Below are 18,066 nucleotides of genomic sequence, written 5' to 3'. Positions count from 1 at the left end.
AGATTGAAGTTTATTTTGGCGCTGTGGAAATCCATTATCAAGAACAAGAAAGCTGCACCTGATATCCGGACAAACCGGGATATCGGTGCAGCTTTCTTAATGTTGATTTCCTATTATGAGGGGCACGATGGCCGGAGTATGCTTGGAATGCTGCCGCTGCCGATCTTCGGGCAATCGGCCGTTGGCTGCTCGGTTGTAACGCAGCTTACACCTAGCGCTTCTTGGTAAATAATGAATCGACGGATAGCAGGCTGCTGCCGCTCAGCGCAAGATGGGCCGCCATGGCAAGAAGCGCAACGTCGAGCTCGTAGCCGTTCAGGAATCCCATCCCGAGCTTGGCCTGCACGATGGCAACAATCAGCACGATTCCTAGAACAACGGAAGCGATGCGGGTGGCGAAGCCCAGAATGAGAGCGGTTCCGCCGACGATTTCGATTATGGCGACAACCGAAGCCATGAATGCCGGAATGCCAAGGCTCTCGAAGAAGCCCTCGATATTGCCGATGCCACTCCCGAATTTATCCAGCCCATGGGCCAAGAAGATAATCCCTAGGACAACCCTTATGATCAAAGTGCCTGCAGAAGCATAGCTTTTCATTTTGAGTCGTTCACTCCTTTTTTAGACGTTTTGACCGTGACTATGACGGCGCCAAACCCCTAGTAATGTTATTAGCTAACTTTTCGTATAGGAATAACAATACGTTGTATCATACAGACTCATCTATTCATTGTCAAGTAACTAACTAAAAATCACTTAAAGGAGAAATGTTCAGCGGGAAGCGGCTCAAATCCAGAGTTTTTGGCTTGCTTGATTTGGAAGACACATCCTAATAACGAATAGCCGCTCTGCCCGTGAAGCGTCATGAAGGGACGGTACCGCGCTGCCGATCTCCCGGGTAATGCGGGGGCAGTGTCAATGTTAGGTACGGGGCTTATAATCGGTCGGCGATTGTCCGGTCCAGCGGCGAAACTGTCTCGAGAAATGGCTTGCTGAACGGAAACCGAGCTTGTCGGCGATGGCATAGACCGGCAGGTTAGTCGTTACCAGGAGTTCCTTAGCCAGGTTGAGCTTCTGCCTGCTGACATACTGCCTTGGGGACATGCCATAAATCTTGGTGAACTGCTTGCTGCACTGGCTGCGGCTCAGATTAAGCTCCCGAGCAACGCGGCTGACCGAAGCATCCCCGGATAATCCCGACAGCAGCTTCTCTTCGATGGCATGTGCTACATCGGCGGTCATCGCTGATGCTGGGCGAGGAGCCGCCGATGAAGGGGCTTGGGAAGGAAGCGCAGGACCCAGCACGGGGGAATTTAGAAGCATAAGCACCTCATGTATGATCAGCAGGGTGTAGGATTGCAGAAGCAGCCGCTCTTCGAACGAAAGCTCGTGCTGGAGCTGACCGGTCTGGTCGGAGATCCCTTCCTTGATGTTCAGACTCCGCGGGATAATTCCCTCCAGCTTTTTTACATATTCGCCGAGCTTGGTCCGTTCTCCCACGGATCTCGGAAAATGGCGGAACGGCGCAGCGGACAATCTGCTCCGAATGTCGGTATCGTCCAGATCAAAATGTACATTGAAATAACCGTACGGCCTGCTCGAACGGTTCGAAGATTGATGACGCACCCCCGATTTGATCAGCAGCCATTCGCCTTCCCGCAGCGTGAAGCGGTCCCGGTGGATTTCCTGTTCAACCTCGCCCTCCATGCAATAGAGAAGCTCGAACAGATGGTGATGATGTCTCGGATAGTGCCACCCCGGCGGTTGATGATCGAAATGGCAGCCTGTTACCTGCAAGGTATTGATCATATTGGGGAATCGGAATTTAATATCCATGGGAACCGGGACTCCTTTATCGAATGAATCAGCGTATCGTGTAATCTATCATATCATATGGATAGGCGGATCCTTGCGAGAAAATGGCACAAATGGTATAGAAGATGCTCCATTTGGAGATTGAGTGAGCCGTTCTTTTCATAGATGATACGTATGTAGAATCAAGTATCGGAAAACGGAGGGGATGTTTCCATGACACAATTGAAAGCGGTTAACCAGCAGTTTGTTCTTGGAGAGGAAGCGATTCAAATCTTATCGGGCGCGATTCATTACTTCCGTGTTGTGCCTGAATATTGGGAGGATCGGCTGCTGAAGCTGAAAGCATGCGGCTTGAATACGGTCGAGACTTATGTACCATGGAATTGGCATGAGCCGGATGAAGGAAGGTTCAATTTCTCCGGCATGGCGGATATCGAAGCCTTCATCACGCTTGCGGGGAAGCTGGGGCTGCACGTTATCGTCAGACCGAGCCCCTACATCTGCGCAGAGTGGGAATTCGGCGGGCTGCCGGCATGGCTGCTGCAGGATCCGCATATGCAGCTTCGCTGCCTGGATCCGAAGTTCCTGAAGAAGGTCGATGCCTATTATGACGAGTTAATCCCGCGTCTGGTGCCGCTCTTGTCCACGAACGGCGGACCGATCATTGCCGTCCAAATCGAGAATGAATACGGCAGCTATGGCAATGATACGGCATACTTGAAGTATCTTCAGGAGGCATTGATCGCAAGGGGCGTGGATGTGCTGCTGTTCACTTCGGACGGTCCAACTGACGGCATGCTGCAGGGAGGAACCGTTCCGGGTGTAACGGCCACCGTCAATTTCGGATCCAGGCCCTCCGAAGCGTTCGCCAAGCTGCGGGAGTACCGGTCCGAAGATCCGCTGATGTGCATGGAGTATTGGAACGGCTGGTTTGATCATTGGATGAAGCCGCACCATACGCGGGATTCGGAGGACGCAGCGTCGGTGTTTGCCGAAATGCTGGCCCTTGGCGCATCCGTTAATTTTTACATGTTCCATGGCGGGACGAATTTCGGATTTTACAATGGCGCGAATTATCATGACAAATACGAGCCGACCATTACAAGCTATGATTATGATGCGCCTCTATCGGAGTGCGGCGATGTTACACCGAAGTATGAGGCGGTCCGGCAGGTGATTGCAAAGCACCAAGGTGTGGAGCTCGGGGACTTGCCGGCGCTGCCTGATCCGGTGCGGAAGAAGGCATACGGGACGGTCAGCATGACTTCCTATGCCGATCTGCTTGAGAATTTGCCGGTATTGGCCTCCAGCGAGAAGCACCGAACACCGGTGCCGATGGAGCTGCTTGGTCAAAACTACGGTTTTATCGTATACTCCACAAAAATTTCCGGTCCGCGGCAAGGCGAATCCCTGCATCTGCAAGAAGTGCATGACCGAGCCCAGGTGTTTCTCGATGGCGTATACCAGGGGACCGTGGAACGCTGGAATAATGCGCCTATTTCTTTGGACATTCCAGCAGCAGGCGCCAAGCTGGACATCGTTGTGGAGAACATGGGGCGCGTCAATTATGGTCCCCGCTTGAAGGATTACAAAGGGATTACCGAAGGCGTGCGGATGAATAACCAGTTTCTGTACGATTGGAGCATTTCCTGCTTGCCGATGGATCATCTGGAGGCAGTGCCGTTCGGGCCGTTGCCGGCGCCTAATGCAGGGCGGAAGGACCGTCCGGCATTTTATAAGGGAGAATTCCATGTGGAAGATCGGTTGGACACGTTCGTTCGACTGGACGGCTGGGTGAAAGGCGTCGTCTGGATCAATGGGTTCAATCTTGGGCGATACTGGGAGCAGGGACCTCAAGCGACGCTTTATCTGCCCGGTCCGCTTCTGAAGAAGGGAAGCAATGAAGTCATCGTATTCGAGCTGCATCACACGGATAAGGCAAGCATCGAACTGGTCGACAAGCCGGATTTGGGCTAATACGAGCGGAAATGGCAGCAGGAGCTTACGCGTAATGCCATGAAACGGTCAATCGAAAAAAAGAGGATGTCCCCTGGTGGACGTCCTCTTTTCTTGTGTGCGCCCGGCATGGGCGATAACTCGGCGGTGAAAGCCTGTTTAAACCAGCTGCTTACGGTTCTTCAAGTATCGGTACAGCACAATGCCGAACAGCGAGCATATCAGGGCGCATAAGCCGATAAAACCGTAACCGGCCTGAAGACCCCGCAGCAGCCCCAGTTCGGTTCCGCTGCCGTACAATTGTTTGAAGCCGCTCGTGATGGCTCCGATGGCGTAGTTGCCGATTACGCTGCCGATGCCCATCATCGTGACCGTGAAGGTAATCGCCGTATCGCTCTCCTTCGGGTATCGCTTGGCAATCAGGGCCATAACCGTCGGATAAATCGGAGCGATGCCGATTCCTGCCGCTGCGAATAGAAAGGCATAGGATTCCCCGCCGAAAATGGCGATAAAGGTGCAGATGCCCGTGAATCCCGAGAGGATGATAATCGACAAGGTGAATCCGATCCGGTCCGTAATCGGCCCTAGCAGCAGGCGCGCCGCGGAGAAGCACAGGAAAAATGCGGATAGCATGCCGGCTGCCGCAGCCGGATCCCAGTTGTACGATTTTTCAAGAAAATTAACGAGCCAGCCGCCGACTGCCATTTCCGATACGACGCCGAAGGACAGGATGATGACGATCAGCCACAGCGCCCGATCCTTGATTAATTGCTTCAGAGGCGTCCGCTCGGATTCAGGATGATCGTCGCCCGGAAATTTGCTCATCAGCGCAGGGATCATCGGCAGTACGGAGAGCATCAGCATCGCCAAATACATGCCTCGCCAATCAATGGTGTAGCCGAGAACGGTGACGGTCATCAATCCCGAGGCGAGCATCGGAGCCACGGTAGAGCTGATGCCATAGAAAAAATGGGACAGGTTCATCATCGTTCCCGTATTGCGGACGAATATTCTTGCAGCCAGAATGGCGAGGCCAATCTCCAGCATCCCGTTCCCGATGTACATCAGGAAGTACGAAGCGGTGAACATCGGGTAGCTGTGGGATAGGAAGATGAAAATGCCTGAGACCGCCATCGAACCAAAGGCAAGCATGCTCACCCATTTGATGCCGATCTTGCGGGTCAGGATGGCCGTAAATGAGCAGGCGATCAAATAACCGAGCGCATTGAGCGACAGCAAGGTGCCGATCTGCATTTCATCCAGCCGAAAATCCAGTTGAATCCGGGGAATGGCCGGTCCTTTAATATTTTCCGAAATTCCAAAAATGATAAAGCCGAGGAAGATCGTTGCCAAATGGAGAATGTAGCTTTTTTTCTGCGGGTTGCTTACGGTTGTTTGCAGTTGAGTGTTCATTCGTAATCCCCTATCCTTTATGTTCATATGTTAGCTAAATAGCATGATTGGCGTCACCCCGACATCTTCCCAAGTAATAATCGTGCAGCTTTCTCTTTCATATTGAGTTGGGGTTCTGCGTCCAGCCCGTCCATTATACAACATTTGGACAAGCATCCGGCCGAGCTTAAAAAGAAAGAACTCATAAAGTTTATAACGTCAATGCCGGATATACAACTGAAACAAGAAGAAATCAGGAACAATAGGCCATGTATCTGTTGACATCGGCTGGACTCCATGAGAAAATGTACGCGCGTACATAAAATTGCAGGAGGCATGGTGATTATCGCTAGTCGTAAGGAAGTCGCACAGCTTGCCGGTGTATCGGAAGCCACCGTATCCCGGGTATTAAACGGGGTTGGTCCGATCCGGGAGGAGACCCGGCAGCGGGTGATGGAAGCCGCAGAACGGCTCGGATATACCCCGAACGCGCTGGCCCAAAGCTTTGCGCGCCGCCGGAGCGGCAACCTCGGCGTTGTCATGCCGTATCTGCCGAAAGCACGGATCTTCTCCGCGTATTATTTCTCGGAAATTTTAAGCGGCATTGGCAGTAAAGCGCTGGAGGGCAAATATGATTTATTGATGCTGTTTCGCGAACCGGGCGGCACCATGGACTATTTGAATTTGTTCCGGACTCAGAAGGTCGACGCCTGCATCATCCTTGGAGCCAAGGACGAGGAGGGCGAACGAGCGGCTATCCGGCAGCTGAGCGAAGGAAGACACCCCTATTGCTTGATTAATCAGCACTTTGAAGGGGAGTGCTTTCACGTGATGGACGCCGATCATGTGGAGGGCAGCTACGAAGCCGTGAAACATCTTATTGAGCAGGGCTTTCGGAGGATCGCCTTTCTCAACGGCCCTCCGGAATATTCCAACAGCCGGGATCGTATGTCCGGGTACTGCCGGGCATTGGAAGAGGCGGGAATCGAGCTTGATGAATCGCTGCTGTTCGAAGGTAACTTCAGCCGGAAAAGCGGATTTGCAGCAGCGGAGAAGGTTGCTGCCCGTTTGAAGGGCATCGACGCCGTATTTGCGGCGAATGACCGGATGGCGATCGGGCTTCAGCAGGGCCTGCGCTCGATGGGTGTCCCGGAGGAGGAGATGCCAGCCTTCGTCGGCTATGATGATTCGGATGCCGCCGAGCTCGGAGCCCCGCCGTTAACGAGTGTAAGGGTTCCCTTCTATGAACTGGGCTGCTTGGCCGCTGAGCATGTTCTCGGCATGCTGGAGCAAACGCCGTCTTCCGCTGTGAGCCGTATCCCGCTTCACCGGAAACTGCCTACCCGTCTGGTTATCCGTGCTTCATCGTTGAAACGAAAGTAATGAATAACAAAGGAGGAATGAACAATGAATCAACTGCGAGTCGGAATGATTGGCTACAAATTTATGGGCAAGGCGCACAGCAACGCGTACCGGAGCCTTCCGATGTTTTTCCCGAATGCCCTGAAGCCGGAAATGAAGGCGATCTGCGGCCGCAATGCTTCGGCGGTTCAGGAGGCGGCGGATCAGCTTGGATGGAATGAAAGCATTACCGATTGGCGCGAGCTGATCCAGCGGGAGGACATCGATCTGATTGATATCAATGCTCCTAGCGATGCCCATAAAGAAATTGCGATTGCGGCTGCGAAGGCCGGCAAGCATATTTTCTGCGAAAAGCCCCTGGCGTTAACGCTCGCCGACGCAAGAGAAATGCTTCAGGCAGCCGAGGACGCAGGCGTCCGGCACATGGTCGGGTTCAACTACCGGTTCTCGCCGGCGGTCCGGCTTGCGAAGAAGCTGGTTGACAGCGGCAGACTCGGACAAATCTATCATTTCCGCGCATGGTTTCTGCAGGACTGGATCATGGATCCGCAGTTCCCGCTCGTATGGCGGCTGCAGAAGGAAGTGGCCGGCTCAGGCTCCCATGGCGATCTCGGCGCCCATCTGATCGACCTGGCTCATTATCTGGTCGGCGACATGCAGGAGGTTATTGGGATGAGCGAGACCTTCATCAAGGAGCGTCCGATTGCCAGCGAGATGACGGGGCTGAGCGCCAAAGGCAGCGGGGATGGGCCTAAAGGCAAGGTGACGGTGGACGACGCTACGTTGTTCCTGACCCGGTTTGAGAACGGCGCCCTTGGCAGCTTCGAGGCCACGCGTTTTGCTGCAGGCCATCGCAGTACGAACGCCTTCGAAATCAACGGAAGCCTGGGCAGCGTCAAATTCGATTTTGAACGGATGAACGAGCTGGAGGTTTATTTCACATCCGACGAGGAGGATGTACAGGGCTTCCGGCGGGTGCTTGCAACGGACCCTGTCCATGATTATATGGAGGCTTGGTGGCCGCCGGGGCATACGATCGGTTTCGAGCATACCTTCATCCATGAAGTCCTGGAGCTGTCCCAAGCGATTGCGGAAGGCAGACAGCCTGTCCCTAGCTTTGAGGACGGCGTGAAGTGCCAAGCTGTTCTGGAAGCCGTGGATAAGTCCATTGAAGAACGCCGGTGGGTGTCACTGTCGGAGATGTAAGCAAGACCATACAGAAGAATTCGGTGACTCGCGAAAGCGTGTGGTGTAATTGAGATTGCGATGTTAGAGGTATCATTGTGACGGCAGCCGGTGGAAGCGGATGCGCGAGAGCGTGAGAGCGTTAGCCGAACGAAGACTTTGAACCGGACGTTATCGAGCTTTTATTATACAGATCATATAAAGGAAGTGCGGAGTATGAAAAAGGCATTAATCGTATGGGGCGGATGGGATGGCCATGAGCCGGAGCAGGTGGCAGGCATCTTCGCCGGACTGCTGCGCGAGGCGAAGTTTGACGTTGAGGTTTCAGATACCTTGGATGCGTTCAACGACGGAGAGAAGCTGAAAGAATTGGATCTGATCGTCCCGGTATGGACGATGGGCGACATATCCAAGGAGCAGGTTGCGAATGTATCCGAAGCGGTGCAAGGAGGAACCGGCATCGCCGGATGCCACGGCGGAATGTGCGACTCGTTCCGTAACAATGTCGATTGGCAGTTTATGACCGGCGGCCAGTGGGTCGCGCACCCCGGCAACGACGGCGTTGAATATCTGGTAGAAATCAAGCAAAGCTCCAGCCCGCTGGTTGAAGGCATTCAGGACTTCACGGTGGTATCCGAACAATACTATCTGCATGTCGATCCGGCGGTTGAAGTGCTGGCGACGACCCGTTTTCCGGTCGTATCCGGACCGCATGTGCTGAACAAGGCTGTTGACATGCCGGTTGTCTGGACCAAGCGATGGGGATACGGTCGCGTGTACTACAACTCCTTGGGACATCATGCGGATATCGTGGATATGCCGCAGGTCAAGGAATTGATGCGCAGGGGCCTGCTATGGGCGGCTGAAGGCAAGACCTTGTACGGCGGCGGCGATCTCAAGCTGTTCAACGGCGAGCAAGGGTATACCGGGATGGGAGACAGCCAGTAGGCTGCACAAAAGGAGACGAAGTCATGAACAAGGTTAAAGCAGGGATCATTGGCTGCGGAAAAATCAGCGGCATCTATATGGAAAACTGTCAAAAATTCGATATTCTGGAGCTGAAGGCATGCTCGGATATTGACCGTTCCCGCGCAGAGGAGCAGGCTGCCCATTACGGCATCCCCCACGTATACACGACGGAAGAGCTGTTGGCCGACCCCGAAATCGAAATTGTCATCAATCTCACCATTCCGGCGCTGCATGCCAAGATAACGCTCGATGCGCTGCAAGCCGGGAAGCATGTATACGTGGAAAAGCCCTTGGCCGTCACCCGGGAGGAAGGGCTGGTCGTGCTGGAGACTGCGAGAGAGAAGGGGCTGCTGGTCGGCTGTGCCCCGGAGACCTTCCTCGGAGCGGGGATCCAGACGGCATTAAAGCTCGTCAGGGACGGCAAGATCGGCACGCCGATCGCGGCTACGGCATTTATGATGAGCCGGGGACACGAATTTTGGCATCCGGACCCTGAATTTTATTATGCCGCAGGCGGAGGACCGATGTTTGATATGGGACCATACTATTTGACGGCGCTTGTTCAGCTCCTCGGCCCGATTCGCAGCGTCAGCGGCATGACTGGCAAAGCGTTGACCGAGCGGACCATTACGAGCGAGAAGAAGTATGGGCAGAAGATTCAGGTGGACATTCCGACGCATGTGGCCGGACTGCTCCGGTTCGATAACGGCGCCATCGGGACGCTCATTACCAGCTTTGACGTGTTCGGCGGCAGCACGCTTCCGAATATCGAAATTTACGGCACCCAAGGAACAATGCTTGTACCGGACCCGAATACGTTCGGCGGTTCCGTGAAATACCGCTTGACCGGAGAAAGCGAATGGACCGAGGAGCCGCTTCTGCCGGGTTACGATCAGAACACGAGAGGCATCGGACCTGCGGACATGGCGTACGCTATCCGAAGCGGACGATCCCACCGCGCAAGCGGTGAATTGGCTTATCACGTGCTGGAAGCCATGTGGGCATTCCATGATTCCTCCGATTCGGGCAAGCAGTACGAGATGAAGAGCACTTGCGAGATGCCGGCGCCGCTTCCGCTCGATCTGCCGTTATACACGCTGGATCAATAGAAGCGAATTTTATAAGCGTACATTTAGTATTTTGAATCATGATGAATAGTGAATAAACAAGGGGCTCTGACGAAGGTCTTATGACACTTCGCGAGGGCCCTTTTTCGCGCTAAAGGAACTCAAGTGTTTCCAGGTTAAGCATGTTGTTCACGCTTAAGCAGGACTCTACGCTCCTATTCCTTGACGACAAGGCCGAAGATTCTGGTAAACAAAATAGCCTGTACGGGGGATATAATGCAGCCCTGAAGGTCCTCCAGCGTAACGCCTAAATTATGAAAATCCGTCCGGCTTAGATCGATACCGGCAAGCTTCGTGCCGGAGAACTGCGCCTTATCGATCTGGCATTCGGCAAATTCCACCTTCGAAAGCTCCGAATGATAAAAATCCGATTGGATCAGCGTCGTCGACTGAAAGGATACGCCCTTCATATTGGCAAACCGAAAGGTGGCATAATCGCCTGCGCACTGCTCGAACCGGACGTTTCGAATAGTGGCTGCCGCCAGATCGATGCCTACCAGCTTACAATGATGGAACTCTACGCGATGCAGGATGGCTTCGCTGAAATCGACGTTGGATAGATCGCATTGCCGAAATACGATATCGGTGAGTTCGGCGTGCCGAAGCGAAACCCGTTCGAAGGCCACGTTATCAAACGTCATTTGATCGAATAGCACTTTATGTGCCGTAATATCGGAGAGCGTCTCGTCTTTGCAGGAGAACTGCTGGAATGACGATTCGTCATCAATCCCTGCTTCGGATAGACGGATTGGCTCAAGCTGTTTCGGGAGCTTGGGCTTGATGATCTTTAAGGGTGGTGCTTCTGCATAGGACATGGTACTTCCTCCACATTAGGTATTAGGGGCCAAAGGTTCATGCAAAATCCATGACGACTTCTATGAAAGTCTCGATTCATGGAATCCGATGAAGTTAAAATTATTTTGGCAAATGCAGTATACCATGTCCTTCATTTCTTGTCCGGTCCAGGGTGTTGATCGCTGCATCAAGGATTCCGCCTTTTGAATCCGGAGACCAGGCCAGCAAACTCGCCCGGCCGGAGCCGGCAAGATCCAGAGCCAGCGGGATGATTTCCTTCCCCGGAAGCCATGGCCCAAACCGTCGAGCTTCCGGTCCGAATGTTGTTCCGCTGCTGTACACAATGTACCAATACCCCTGGACCCGATCCATGAGCAACAGGTCATCACACCCGTCCCCATCCACATCCGTAAGGCGAAACGACGTGATGCTGCCGAGCTGGGATGCATCCGTTCTATACCAAACTCCCTCATAGTTGAAGTGACCGCCTTGGTTAACCCAAACCTCGCAGATCTCCTTGGACGGATTCCACAGGACGAGATCGTCCTGCCCATCGCCGTTTACGTCGCCGATGCCTAGAACTAGACGTGGTTCAGGATCATATACGATCCGCTCAGGTAGAAGCAAAGGTTGTTTAAAACCGTGCAGGTCACCGAAGGCAAGAGCGACTTGGCCTGAAGCCCTGTTCCATAACAGCAAGTCATCCCGTCCATCCCCGTTAAAGTCGCCGGTGTATGCATCCCAATCCGCAAAATCCGGCGCATGAAGCCAGACCCCTGATGGATGCATGCTGCCTTCGGCTGTACCGAGTGCTATATGACACTGCCCGAGCTGAGGATACCATACCGCGATATCGTCGATTCCGTCACCGTTGTAATCCCCCACAACTTCCTTGCCGCCGATACGATCGGGCCAGCCAGCCAGAATGGGCCGCATGCTGCAGAGGCCATTATCGATTTTAATCAAGCTGTTGGCGTTTAGCGAAGCACGGTACCAAGTGTCGGAATCAAGCTTGCGGATAAGCAATGCCGCTTCTTGGCGGGCTTGTGAGCCGGGACGGCCTGCAATCGCATGGACCCGGTCGCCGTTACTCCAAGGAAGACTGCTCTCCCTGAAGTCCGGGATAAAGGGCATGAAGGAGGTTACAGAGACAAATGTACGGCCCGAGCGCTTGATGGCGCTAATGATTCTTTTTAACGGAGAGGACGGATCATATTGAGCGGTGCCATCGGCTTGAAGCTTTATATAAGGAAACTCTAAATAAGGATGGTAAAAGAATGACGCCAGCTCTGTCGGCGGAAGCTTCTCTTGCACCGCTTGCTGAATGCGCCGGACATCCCCCTCAATGTTGTCACCCGCTACATAGTACAGCGGCGTGGGCACGTAATAGGTTCCGTTACTCAAGCTATGTCCAGATGGGCTGAAAAGGGCTGCGGCATTTAGGCTTGGTGCATGAGGTGGAGTTTCGTACATCAGTCCACAGCAGCTTTCAAGAATTCGCCGCTGCGCCCGAGAAGCTGTATAATGCGGCGTTTCGAACCAGACGGCAGTAAGCCCGGCCTGCTCCATTAAGCTCCGAGCGAGCTTCAAACGCCGGTAAGCATAGGATCGGGTCAGTTCACGGCGTGAGCTGGCGGCCAACGGGGCATCGTCCGGAGGGCAGTCGTGCAAGCAGCCGTCATAGGCGAATTCGAACCCGTCCCCGGTGGTGGCATTCGCATATTGGTGGGTATATCCATGTACTCCGAATGATGCGCCAAAATGAACCATTTTATGAAGGAGACGGAGGAAACGGACGGATACGGGGTCGTCAGGATCGGTCAACGACCTGTCGATTCCACGAGCAGGGTCTTTATACCGAGGTATGACGGCAAGATGGAACGGTATGGATTGGGTGTGAAGCTCGCTTGCAATCGCGAGCAGCTTGGCTTGCTGTTCTTCCGTTTCGTACCATCCGCCGGGGCTGATGTCTTCAAGCCGGATTAATGCTTTTGACATGAATAAAACTCCTTCGACATTAAAGTGAGTTCACCTTAAGTATATGTATGCGGCGCATGGGCGGGCGCTACGACTGTCCAGCGTAAATGAGAACGCTGTAGAAAATGAACGGAATAATCAGGGAAGATTAAAGAATACTAAGCAGTGCCAATCTTGATATGGAGGTGCAAGCATGAATATACACCGTGCCCAGGAAATTGCCGCTTCGCCGGTTATGGCGAATGTGCTCCTCAACGGAACCCCGATCTATATCCAGCATGTGGACGAGGATCGTGAGACCGCCCGTGTGTTCCCACTTGACCAGCCGGAGAACGAGCAGGAGGTTCCACTGGATCTGTTGATCGAACAATAGCTGTAAAGCTTTACAACCCGAAGCGTTGCGCTTCCGTTTAAGACTGTAAATCATCAGGACAGTGTACTTGACGGAGGAGCAGCCTAGTTAAAAAAAACTAGCAACTACAAGATGGCGGTGCCCGGGATGAAAACCGTGCGCCGACATCTTTTTGTTATCGTCGAATGCTGACTGTAACGCAGATAGCAGTTGATATACGCAGACAGCTATGATTTACACGATATCTGTGATTCGATTTAAAAACTCGTAACTTTTATAGTTGCTATAACTCAAAATGTACCCATAACTCAGAAAACCGTATTTCCAATAGATTCTTGTAACTTAAGTAGTTTGTGACTGACTATACATCGCGTACATGAAAGCATCACTTCGTAAAATAAATTGGGGATTCCGTCAGATCTAAGAACTTTTGGGGGGGCCGGCAAAAGAGAATTGAGAGAAGTAACGGCCGATACCAATATCCGCAGTGCTTTTCCAAAACAGACTGGCGCTACTGATACCACACTGGGGGTTGGTCTTTACAAAGATGCAATAAGTTCGAATATTATTCGGTCACTTATCCAGTTTGACACCTCTTCTATCCCGCAAGGGGCAAATGTGTTGACTGCTGACTTAAATCTCTGGCTAGCATCAGTATCGAATGATACAGATATAAATGTGACTTTACACGCTATAACCAAACCATGGACAGAATACTCGGCCTCTTGGATGTTGATGCTACAAATCTTTGGACAAAACAGGGAGGAGACTACATTACTTCGCAGATGTCCACAACACCTGTTGGACCAATGACTTCACTATTTGCAAACTACAAATGGTCTTTATCTCCAAATTTAATTGAAAGCTGGGCTAAAGATCCTAGTTCAAATAAAGGTTTTTTGATCAAGAGCTCAGCAGAAACAACAAACAGCTATAAAAAGTTTATTTCTGGTGACGATACAACAAACGCAACTTACACGCCGTTGCTCAGTGTAACCTATTACTCGGCTAGTAGACTTGGATTAGAAGATTATTGGACATTTGATAGCCACTCTTTAGCTAATGGGAATAGCTATACAAATCTTGGTACCGGTAATAATGTGATTCAATTTACAGATTACTCACTTACCGGCAGAGGGAATGTATCTCTTGATTTCATCCGAACATATAACTCAAAATCTGTAGAGGCATCACCATTTGGTTATGGTTGGTCATACACCGGGTCTGAGACAATAATCGATGCCTATAAGACTGGTAAGGTATTGTTTACAGATAGTGATGGTACTACACATGAGTTTCAATATAATTCTGTTTCAAAAAATGCAAATAATGCGGTCGATAGCTATGTTTATAATGGTCTAAATCAATTAATTAAAGAAACCAACGCTCTTGGAAAAATATCAAAGTATACGTACGATAATAATGGAAATCTGATCCAGACAAAAACACCTAATGGTAACACTATTTCAACTTCCTATAACAAACTAAACCAGGTAAAATCGATTATTGCAGACGGGGTTCAATGGACATATATTTATGATCCAAATGGCAACCTGATTTCCATTAATAATGATCATCAATTTACTTATACGGATGACGATCAAGTTGAAAGTGAAACAGACCGTGGAAACATAAAAAATTATGAATATGATTCGACTAAATTCCCTGCAAGATCATATTTATAACTTGTTATAATTCCATCTGCTTCTGAAACTTGTTCCAAATGATTCAGCTTATCATATTGATATGACGTCGTACTTCCATTACTGTCCGTTCTACTTATGACATTACCAACGCTATCCGTAATTGTTGTGGTCGTATTGTTTGCAGCGTCTGTTATCATCTGAACATAGTTACCTTTTTCATCATAGCTATACAATACAACTGAATTGTCAGGATAGGTCACTTTCATCAGATTTCCGTAGTTATCATAGGCGTAAGATGTAACTTGTTGTTTGGCATCAGTTATGGTTTCAACATCGCCGTATGCTGTATAAGAATATGTTGTTACGTTATTTTTTGGATCCTTAGCCGTTAAAACATGATTAAACTGATTATACGTATAACTTGAAACGTTTCCTTCTTCATCAGTTTCAGAGAGCATATTTCCGTTTGCGTCAAATGTTCGTCTTACACTCTTTGTTTTCGGATCAATTATCTCGGTGAGATTATAATTGCTGTCAAAAGTGTATTGCGAATTATATCCTTGAGCATCCGTAATGGCTTTCGCCGCATAATTAGAGTCGAGCATGTAATTCGTCGTATTTCCGTTTGGATCTGTAACGGATGCTGTATGAGCAGTTAGATTATAGCTGTATGTTGTACCGGGTCTTGTTTCTAAATCTTGTCCCGATCCATCCGTAACTGGTTCTTGTATTTTTTCCAGCAGCTCTGCATTGTACGTGTACGTTGTTGTACGACTATTTGGATCAATAACAGTTTTTATATAATTGCTGCTATATTGAAACTGTGTGCGACTGTAAGTGCCATCACTGCTATATTGATCTACTGCAATCAGTTTCCCATTCTGATAGGTATAATCTGTTTTACGACCTTCCAAGACAGAATAATCCACTAAACCACTAGCATCATAATTAAAAGTGATTATACGTCCTGATGGATCTGTAATGCTCGTCAGGTTTCCATTCGAATCGTACTGATATGTGATTTTATTCTCATGGAGATCCATTTCATAACTAACTCTAGCTTTAATTATGCTGACATGTTCATCATTTGAAACTGTTTTAAAATGCAATTTATAACCATGTTAATCAGTCAAATCATAACCAATAGTGGCTCCGTAAGAGTTTTTTACTTTGGTTAAAGTTAGATATTTCCCTGCAGGTGAAACATAAGTTCCAAATAATCTGCTCGAGACATTAACTTTCACTGCTGGAACATCATTAAGCTCTAATCTCCAGTATGTCTATAATGAGTTGGATCAAGTTGTTAGCGTTAAGAAAAACAATCAAACCCTTGTGTCTTATGAATATAACGCAGTCGGTGCCTTAACAAAAACTATTCGCGGAAATGGCCTCTTTACGAGAGCTTTGTATGACACCGGGAATCGATTACAGTCATTCGGAAACTATACGGCTAGTGATCAACTAATTAGCCAGCAAAGCTTTACGTATGATGGCAATGGTAATATCTCTAGGATCCAAACAGGTAAAGGGGCCGTTTCTTACACCTACGATGAACGAGACCAACTGACTAAGGAAGTGCTGACTGATGGCACTGAAGTCACTTACGATTATGATAAAGTAGGAAATCGAATACAAAAGTCCGTTACAAAAGGGACTCAAACGAATACAACCAACTACTCGTATAACGAAGGGAATCATTTAGAATCTGTCGATGGACAGACATACAGTTATGACTTCAATGGCAATCTGGTTAATGACGGGCAACACAAGTACATCTATGATGTATTTGATCAACTAATTGAAGTCAAGCAAGCGGAGGAGCAATTCCTATTTAAAGCAAGCTACGATGAGCAAGGAAGACGGATTCAGACCCAGACTGCAGACGGGATAACCAACTATTTTTACGACGGCGATCAGATCACGTATTATACGAAACCGACGGTAACAATAATTTCACAGTTGAATATACTTGGGACAATGCAGGTAATCCGGTTGCAATGACGGTAGATGGCCAGACATATTATTACCATCTGAATGGCCATGGCGATGTCGTTAGCATGACAGATCATAACGGTTTGGTTGTTGCATCATATGAATATGATGCATGGGGTAACATTTTGGCGAAAGATGGAGTCTTAGCTGATAAGAATCCTTATCGTTATGCTGGGTATAGATAGGATGAGTCTACAGGATTATTTTATTTAACTTCCAGATATTATAATGCCAGCCTCGGAAGATTTATTATAAAAGATAAATATTTTGGAATTAATTATGTTCCTTTAAGTTTAAATCAATTTACTTATTCAAATAACAATCCTGTAATGTATACTGATCCAAGTGGATCTTCTGTAAGTGGTGTATTTGGGACAGCTGGTGTTGCTGCGGCCGCAGACGGACCTTTACCAATTGGAGATATAGTAGCTGGTGGAATTCTACTTGGATATGGGATATATAAGGGATTCCAGTGGGCCACTAAACCCAGAGCATCTTTAAGTGATGGTATCCCAAAAAACTATTAAAAGATAAAGATCATGTAGATCTAGGCCAGTTTACTGAGCCTGCAAAAGGAAAGAAAAAGTATACAAACAAGAAAACGGGTTGGTCCATTGAAAAAGATACGGCCGGACACGCAGGTAAAAAATGGAAATTGAAAGATGCGAAGGATAAACGACAAAGATCTCTAGATGGGAATGGGAAAATAATAAGCAAATAACTTATATAAGAAAGGCATGGTTGGTATAAACAAAACTTACCATGCCTGGATATAAAAAAGAATTAACTACGAGGAGGAACATATGTCTATTCAGAACTATTTAAATGAAAGGTTTCCTGGACTAAGCCTCCGTACAGGTATATTTAACTCTTGGTCGTACGGAATTCGTTTTGAATTAGGTGACCCAACAATGAATGATATTGATCATGACCTTTATATGAATCAAGTTTATTTACGAGCAGTGAGCGTTTTCAAGCATTTATTCCCGTTGAATGATGAGATTTATTTATGTGCATATGTACTCAATGAAGATAGCATAAAAATACAAAAAGTAAATTTTTTTAAAAAGTACGTTAAAACGAAAGAATTACTAAAAAAGTTGTCTTTCACTGATGATTATGATAGTGAATATGATCTGAAATATAAAACTTTTTGCTTAAAATGTAAGGTTTCTGATGTAAAATACCTCAATCTAATCAAAGCGATATGCAATAGGGATATGGGGATCAAACCCATCATAAAACATGATATATTTTTTGTTAATATCAATCGTGAAGTAATATTACAAATTTATGATGATAGAGGTTGTGATGTTATCTACACAACAAAGCAAGGGTTACAAGGGGTTTACAAGGATTTTAATAACTGGATTTTGCAATATGATAGAATCGAAATTGATGAGAAGCTATCGTAAATGAATTTTCATGATGGCGAAAGCCACATTAACGTATTTTAAATGGGTTGCTACTTGTAGCGCGTTAGAAACTAATATCAACTAA

17 protein-coding genes and 1 pseudogene are annotated in these 18,066 nt (G+C 48.8%); 12 read left to right on the top strand and 6 right to left on the bottom strand.

All coding sequences use genetic code 11. From position 1 onward, the window contains the following. Nucleotides 1-15 precede the first annotated feature (15 nt). Complete coding sequence (locus NST08_RS17890; RefSeq protein WP_341342111.1) at nt 16-228, top strand: hypothetical protein; 213 nt, start codon at nt 16-18, stop codon at nt 226-228. On the opposite strand, the gene NST08_RS17885 is transcribed toward NST08_RS17890, so the two are convergent. Continuing rightward, a complete protein-coding gene (locus tag NST08_RS17885; RefSeq protein ID WP_341342110.1) occupies nt 212-598 on the bottom strand; it encodes a DoxX family protein in 387 nt (128 codons plus the stop codon). The two genes, NST08_RS17890 and NST08_RS17885, sit on opposite strands and share 17 nt — an antisense overlap. 321 nt (nt 599-919) lie before the next feature. Further along, entirely contained in the window at nt 920-1,834 is a 915-nt protein-coding gene (locus NST08_RS17880; protein WP_144878758.1) for an AraC family transcriptional regulator, read from the bottom strand. Nucleotides 1,835-2,026: 192 nt separating this feature from the next. Between NST08_RS17880 and NST08_RS17875 the strand changes: the two genes are divergently transcribed. Then, nucleotides 2,027-3,790 carry a glycoside hydrolase family 35 protein gene (locus NST08_RS17875; protein ID WP_341342109.1) on the top strand — a complete coding sequence of 588 codons (1,764 nt, stop codon included), beginning with the start codon at nt 2,027-2,029 and terminating at the stop codon, nt 3,788-3,790. A gap of 138 nt (nt 3,791-3,928) precedes the next feature. Here the strand turns inward: NST08_RS17875 and NST08_RS17870 are convergent, their stop codons facing one another. After that, nucleotides 3,929-5,182 carry an MFS transporter gene (locus NST08_RS17870; protein ID WP_028407261.1) on the bottom strand — a complete coding sequence of 418 codons (1,254 nt, stop codon included), beginning with the start codon at nt 5,180-5,182 and terminating at the stop codon, nt 3,929-3,931. Between the two features lie 315 nt (nt 5,183-5,497). On the opposite strand from NST08_RS17870, the gene NST08_RS17865 reads away from it, so the two are divergent. From NST08_RS17865 to NST08_RS17850, 4 genes are all read left to right on the top strand, one after another. After that, on the top strand, nt 5,498-6,544 hold the full coding sequence (locus NST08_RS17865; RefSeq protein WP_341342108.1) for a LacI family DNA-binding transcriptional regulator: 1,047 nt from the start codon (nt 5,498-5,500) through the stop codon (nt 6,542-6,544). A 24-nt stretch (nt 6,545-6,568) separates the two neighbouring features. Continuing rightward, nucleotides 6,569-7,729 carry a Gfo/Idh/MocA family protein gene (locus NST08_RS17860; RefSeq protein WP_007128524.1) on the top strand — a complete coding sequence of 387 codons (1,161 nt, stop codon included), beginning with the start codon at nt 6,569-6,571 and terminating at the stop codon, nt 7,727-7,729. A 195-nt stretch (nt 7,730-7,924) separates the two neighbouring features. Then, nucleotides 7,925-8,656 (top strand): ThuA domain-containing protein, encoded by a 732-nt coding sequence (locus NST08_RS17855; RefSeq protein WP_007128523.1) that lies wholly within the window; start codon nt 7,925-7,927, stop codon nt 8,654-8,656. Between the two features lie 23 nt (nt 8,657-8,679). Next, nucleotides 8,680-9,786: a Gfo/Idh/MocA family protein gene (locus NST08_RS17850; RefSeq protein ID WP_341033082.1), complete on the top strand. Its 1,107-nt coding sequence runs from the start codon at nt 8,680-8,682 to the stop codon at nt 9,784-9,786. Nucleotides 9,787-9,959: 173 nt separating this feature from the next. Here the strand turns inward: NST08_RS17850 and NST08_RS17845 are convergent, their stop codons facing one another. Together NST08_RS17845 and NST08_RS17840 are read right to left on the bottom strand one after the other, a co-directional pair. Further along, on the bottom strand, nt 9,960-10,619 hold the full coding sequence (locus tag NST08_RS17845) for a pentapeptide repeat-containing protein (RefSeq protein WP_341033083.1): 660 nt from the start codon (nt 10,617-10,619) through the stop codon (nt 9,960-9,962). A 100-nt stretch (nt 10,620-10,719) separates the two neighbouring features. Then, nucleotides 10,720-12,597 (bottom strand): DUF2334 domain-containing protein, encoded by a 1,878-nt coding sequence (locus NST08_RS17840; RefSeq protein ID WP_341342107.1) that lies wholly within the window; start codon nt 12,595-12,597, stop codon nt 10,720-10,722. Between the two features lie 172 nt (nt 12,598-12,769). Between NST08_RS17840 and NST08_RS17835 the strand changes: the two genes are divergently transcribed. From NST08_RS17835 to NST08_RS17830, 3 genes are all read left to right on the top strand, one after another. After that, the gene (locus NST08_RS17835; RefSeq protein WP_007128519.1) at nt 12,770-12,949 is read left to right on the top strand and encodes a small acid-soluble spore protein H; all 180 of its coding nucleotides are present in this window, start codon (nt 12,770-12,772) and stop codon (nt 12,947-12,949) included. Nucleotides 12,950-13,330: 381 nt separating this feature from the next. Next, the gene (locus tag NST08_RS29935) at nt 13,331-13,741 is read left to right on the top strand and encodes a DNRLRE domain-containing protein (RefSeq protein WP_445933635.1); all 411 of its coding nucleotides are present in this window, start codon (nt 13,331-13,333) and stop codon (nt 13,739-13,741) included. Further along, complete coding sequence (locus tag NST08_RS17830; RefSeq protein ID WP_341033086.1) at nt 13,654-14,613, top strand: DUF6531 domain-containing protein; 960 nt, start codon at nt 13,654-13,656, stop codon at nt 14,611-14,613. Before NST08_RS29935 ends, NST08_RS17830 begins: the two co-directional genes overlap by 88 nt. Here the strand turns inward: NST08_RS17830 and NST08_RS17825 are convergent. Then, a complete protein-coding gene (locus tag NST08_RS17825; protein ID WP_341342106.1) occupies nt 14,568-15,683 on the bottom strand; it encodes a hypothetical protein in 1,116 nt (371 codons plus the stop codon). The genes NST08_RS17830 and NST08_RS17825 overlap by 46 nt on opposite strands. A gap of 181 nt (nt 15,684-15,864) precedes the next feature. Between NST08_RS17825 and NST08_RS17820 the strand changes: the two genes are divergently transcribed. The 3 genes and pseudogenes from NST08_RS17820 to NST08_RS17815 all read left to right on the top strand — a co-directional run bounded on the left by NST08_RS17820 (nt 15,865) and on the right by NST08_RS17815 (nt 17,981). Further along, nucleotides 15,865-16,575, top strand: coding sequence for an RHS repeat domain-containing protein (locus NST08_RS17820; RefSeq protein ID WP_341342105.1), 711 nt, complete (start codon nt 15,865-15,867; stop codon nt 16,573-16,575). A gap of 188 nt (nt 16,576-16,763) precedes the next feature. After that, nucleotides 16,764-17,093 (top strand): annotated as a pseudogene (locus tag NST08_RS29930) (RHS repeat-associated core domain-containing protein); the annotation flags it as partial. A 276-nt stretch (nt 17,094-17,369) separates the two neighbouring features. Further along, nucleotides 17,370-17,981 (top strand): DUF3885 domain-containing protein, encoded by a 612-nt coding sequence (locus tag NST08_RS17815; protein ID WP_341342104.1) that lies wholly within the window; start codon nt 17,370-17,372, stop codon nt 17,979-17,981. Nucleotides 17,982-18,066 lie beyond the last annotated feature (85 nt).

This window comes from Paenibacillus sp. FSL K6-1566, assembly GCF_038050475.1.
In the GTDB taxonomy this organism is placed as follows: domain Bacteria; phylum Bacillota; class Bacilli; order Paenibacillales; family Paenibacillaceae; genus Paenibacillus_AQ; species Paenibacillus_AQ lactis.
This window is presented reverse-complemented; position numbering and strand designations above follow the sequence as displayed.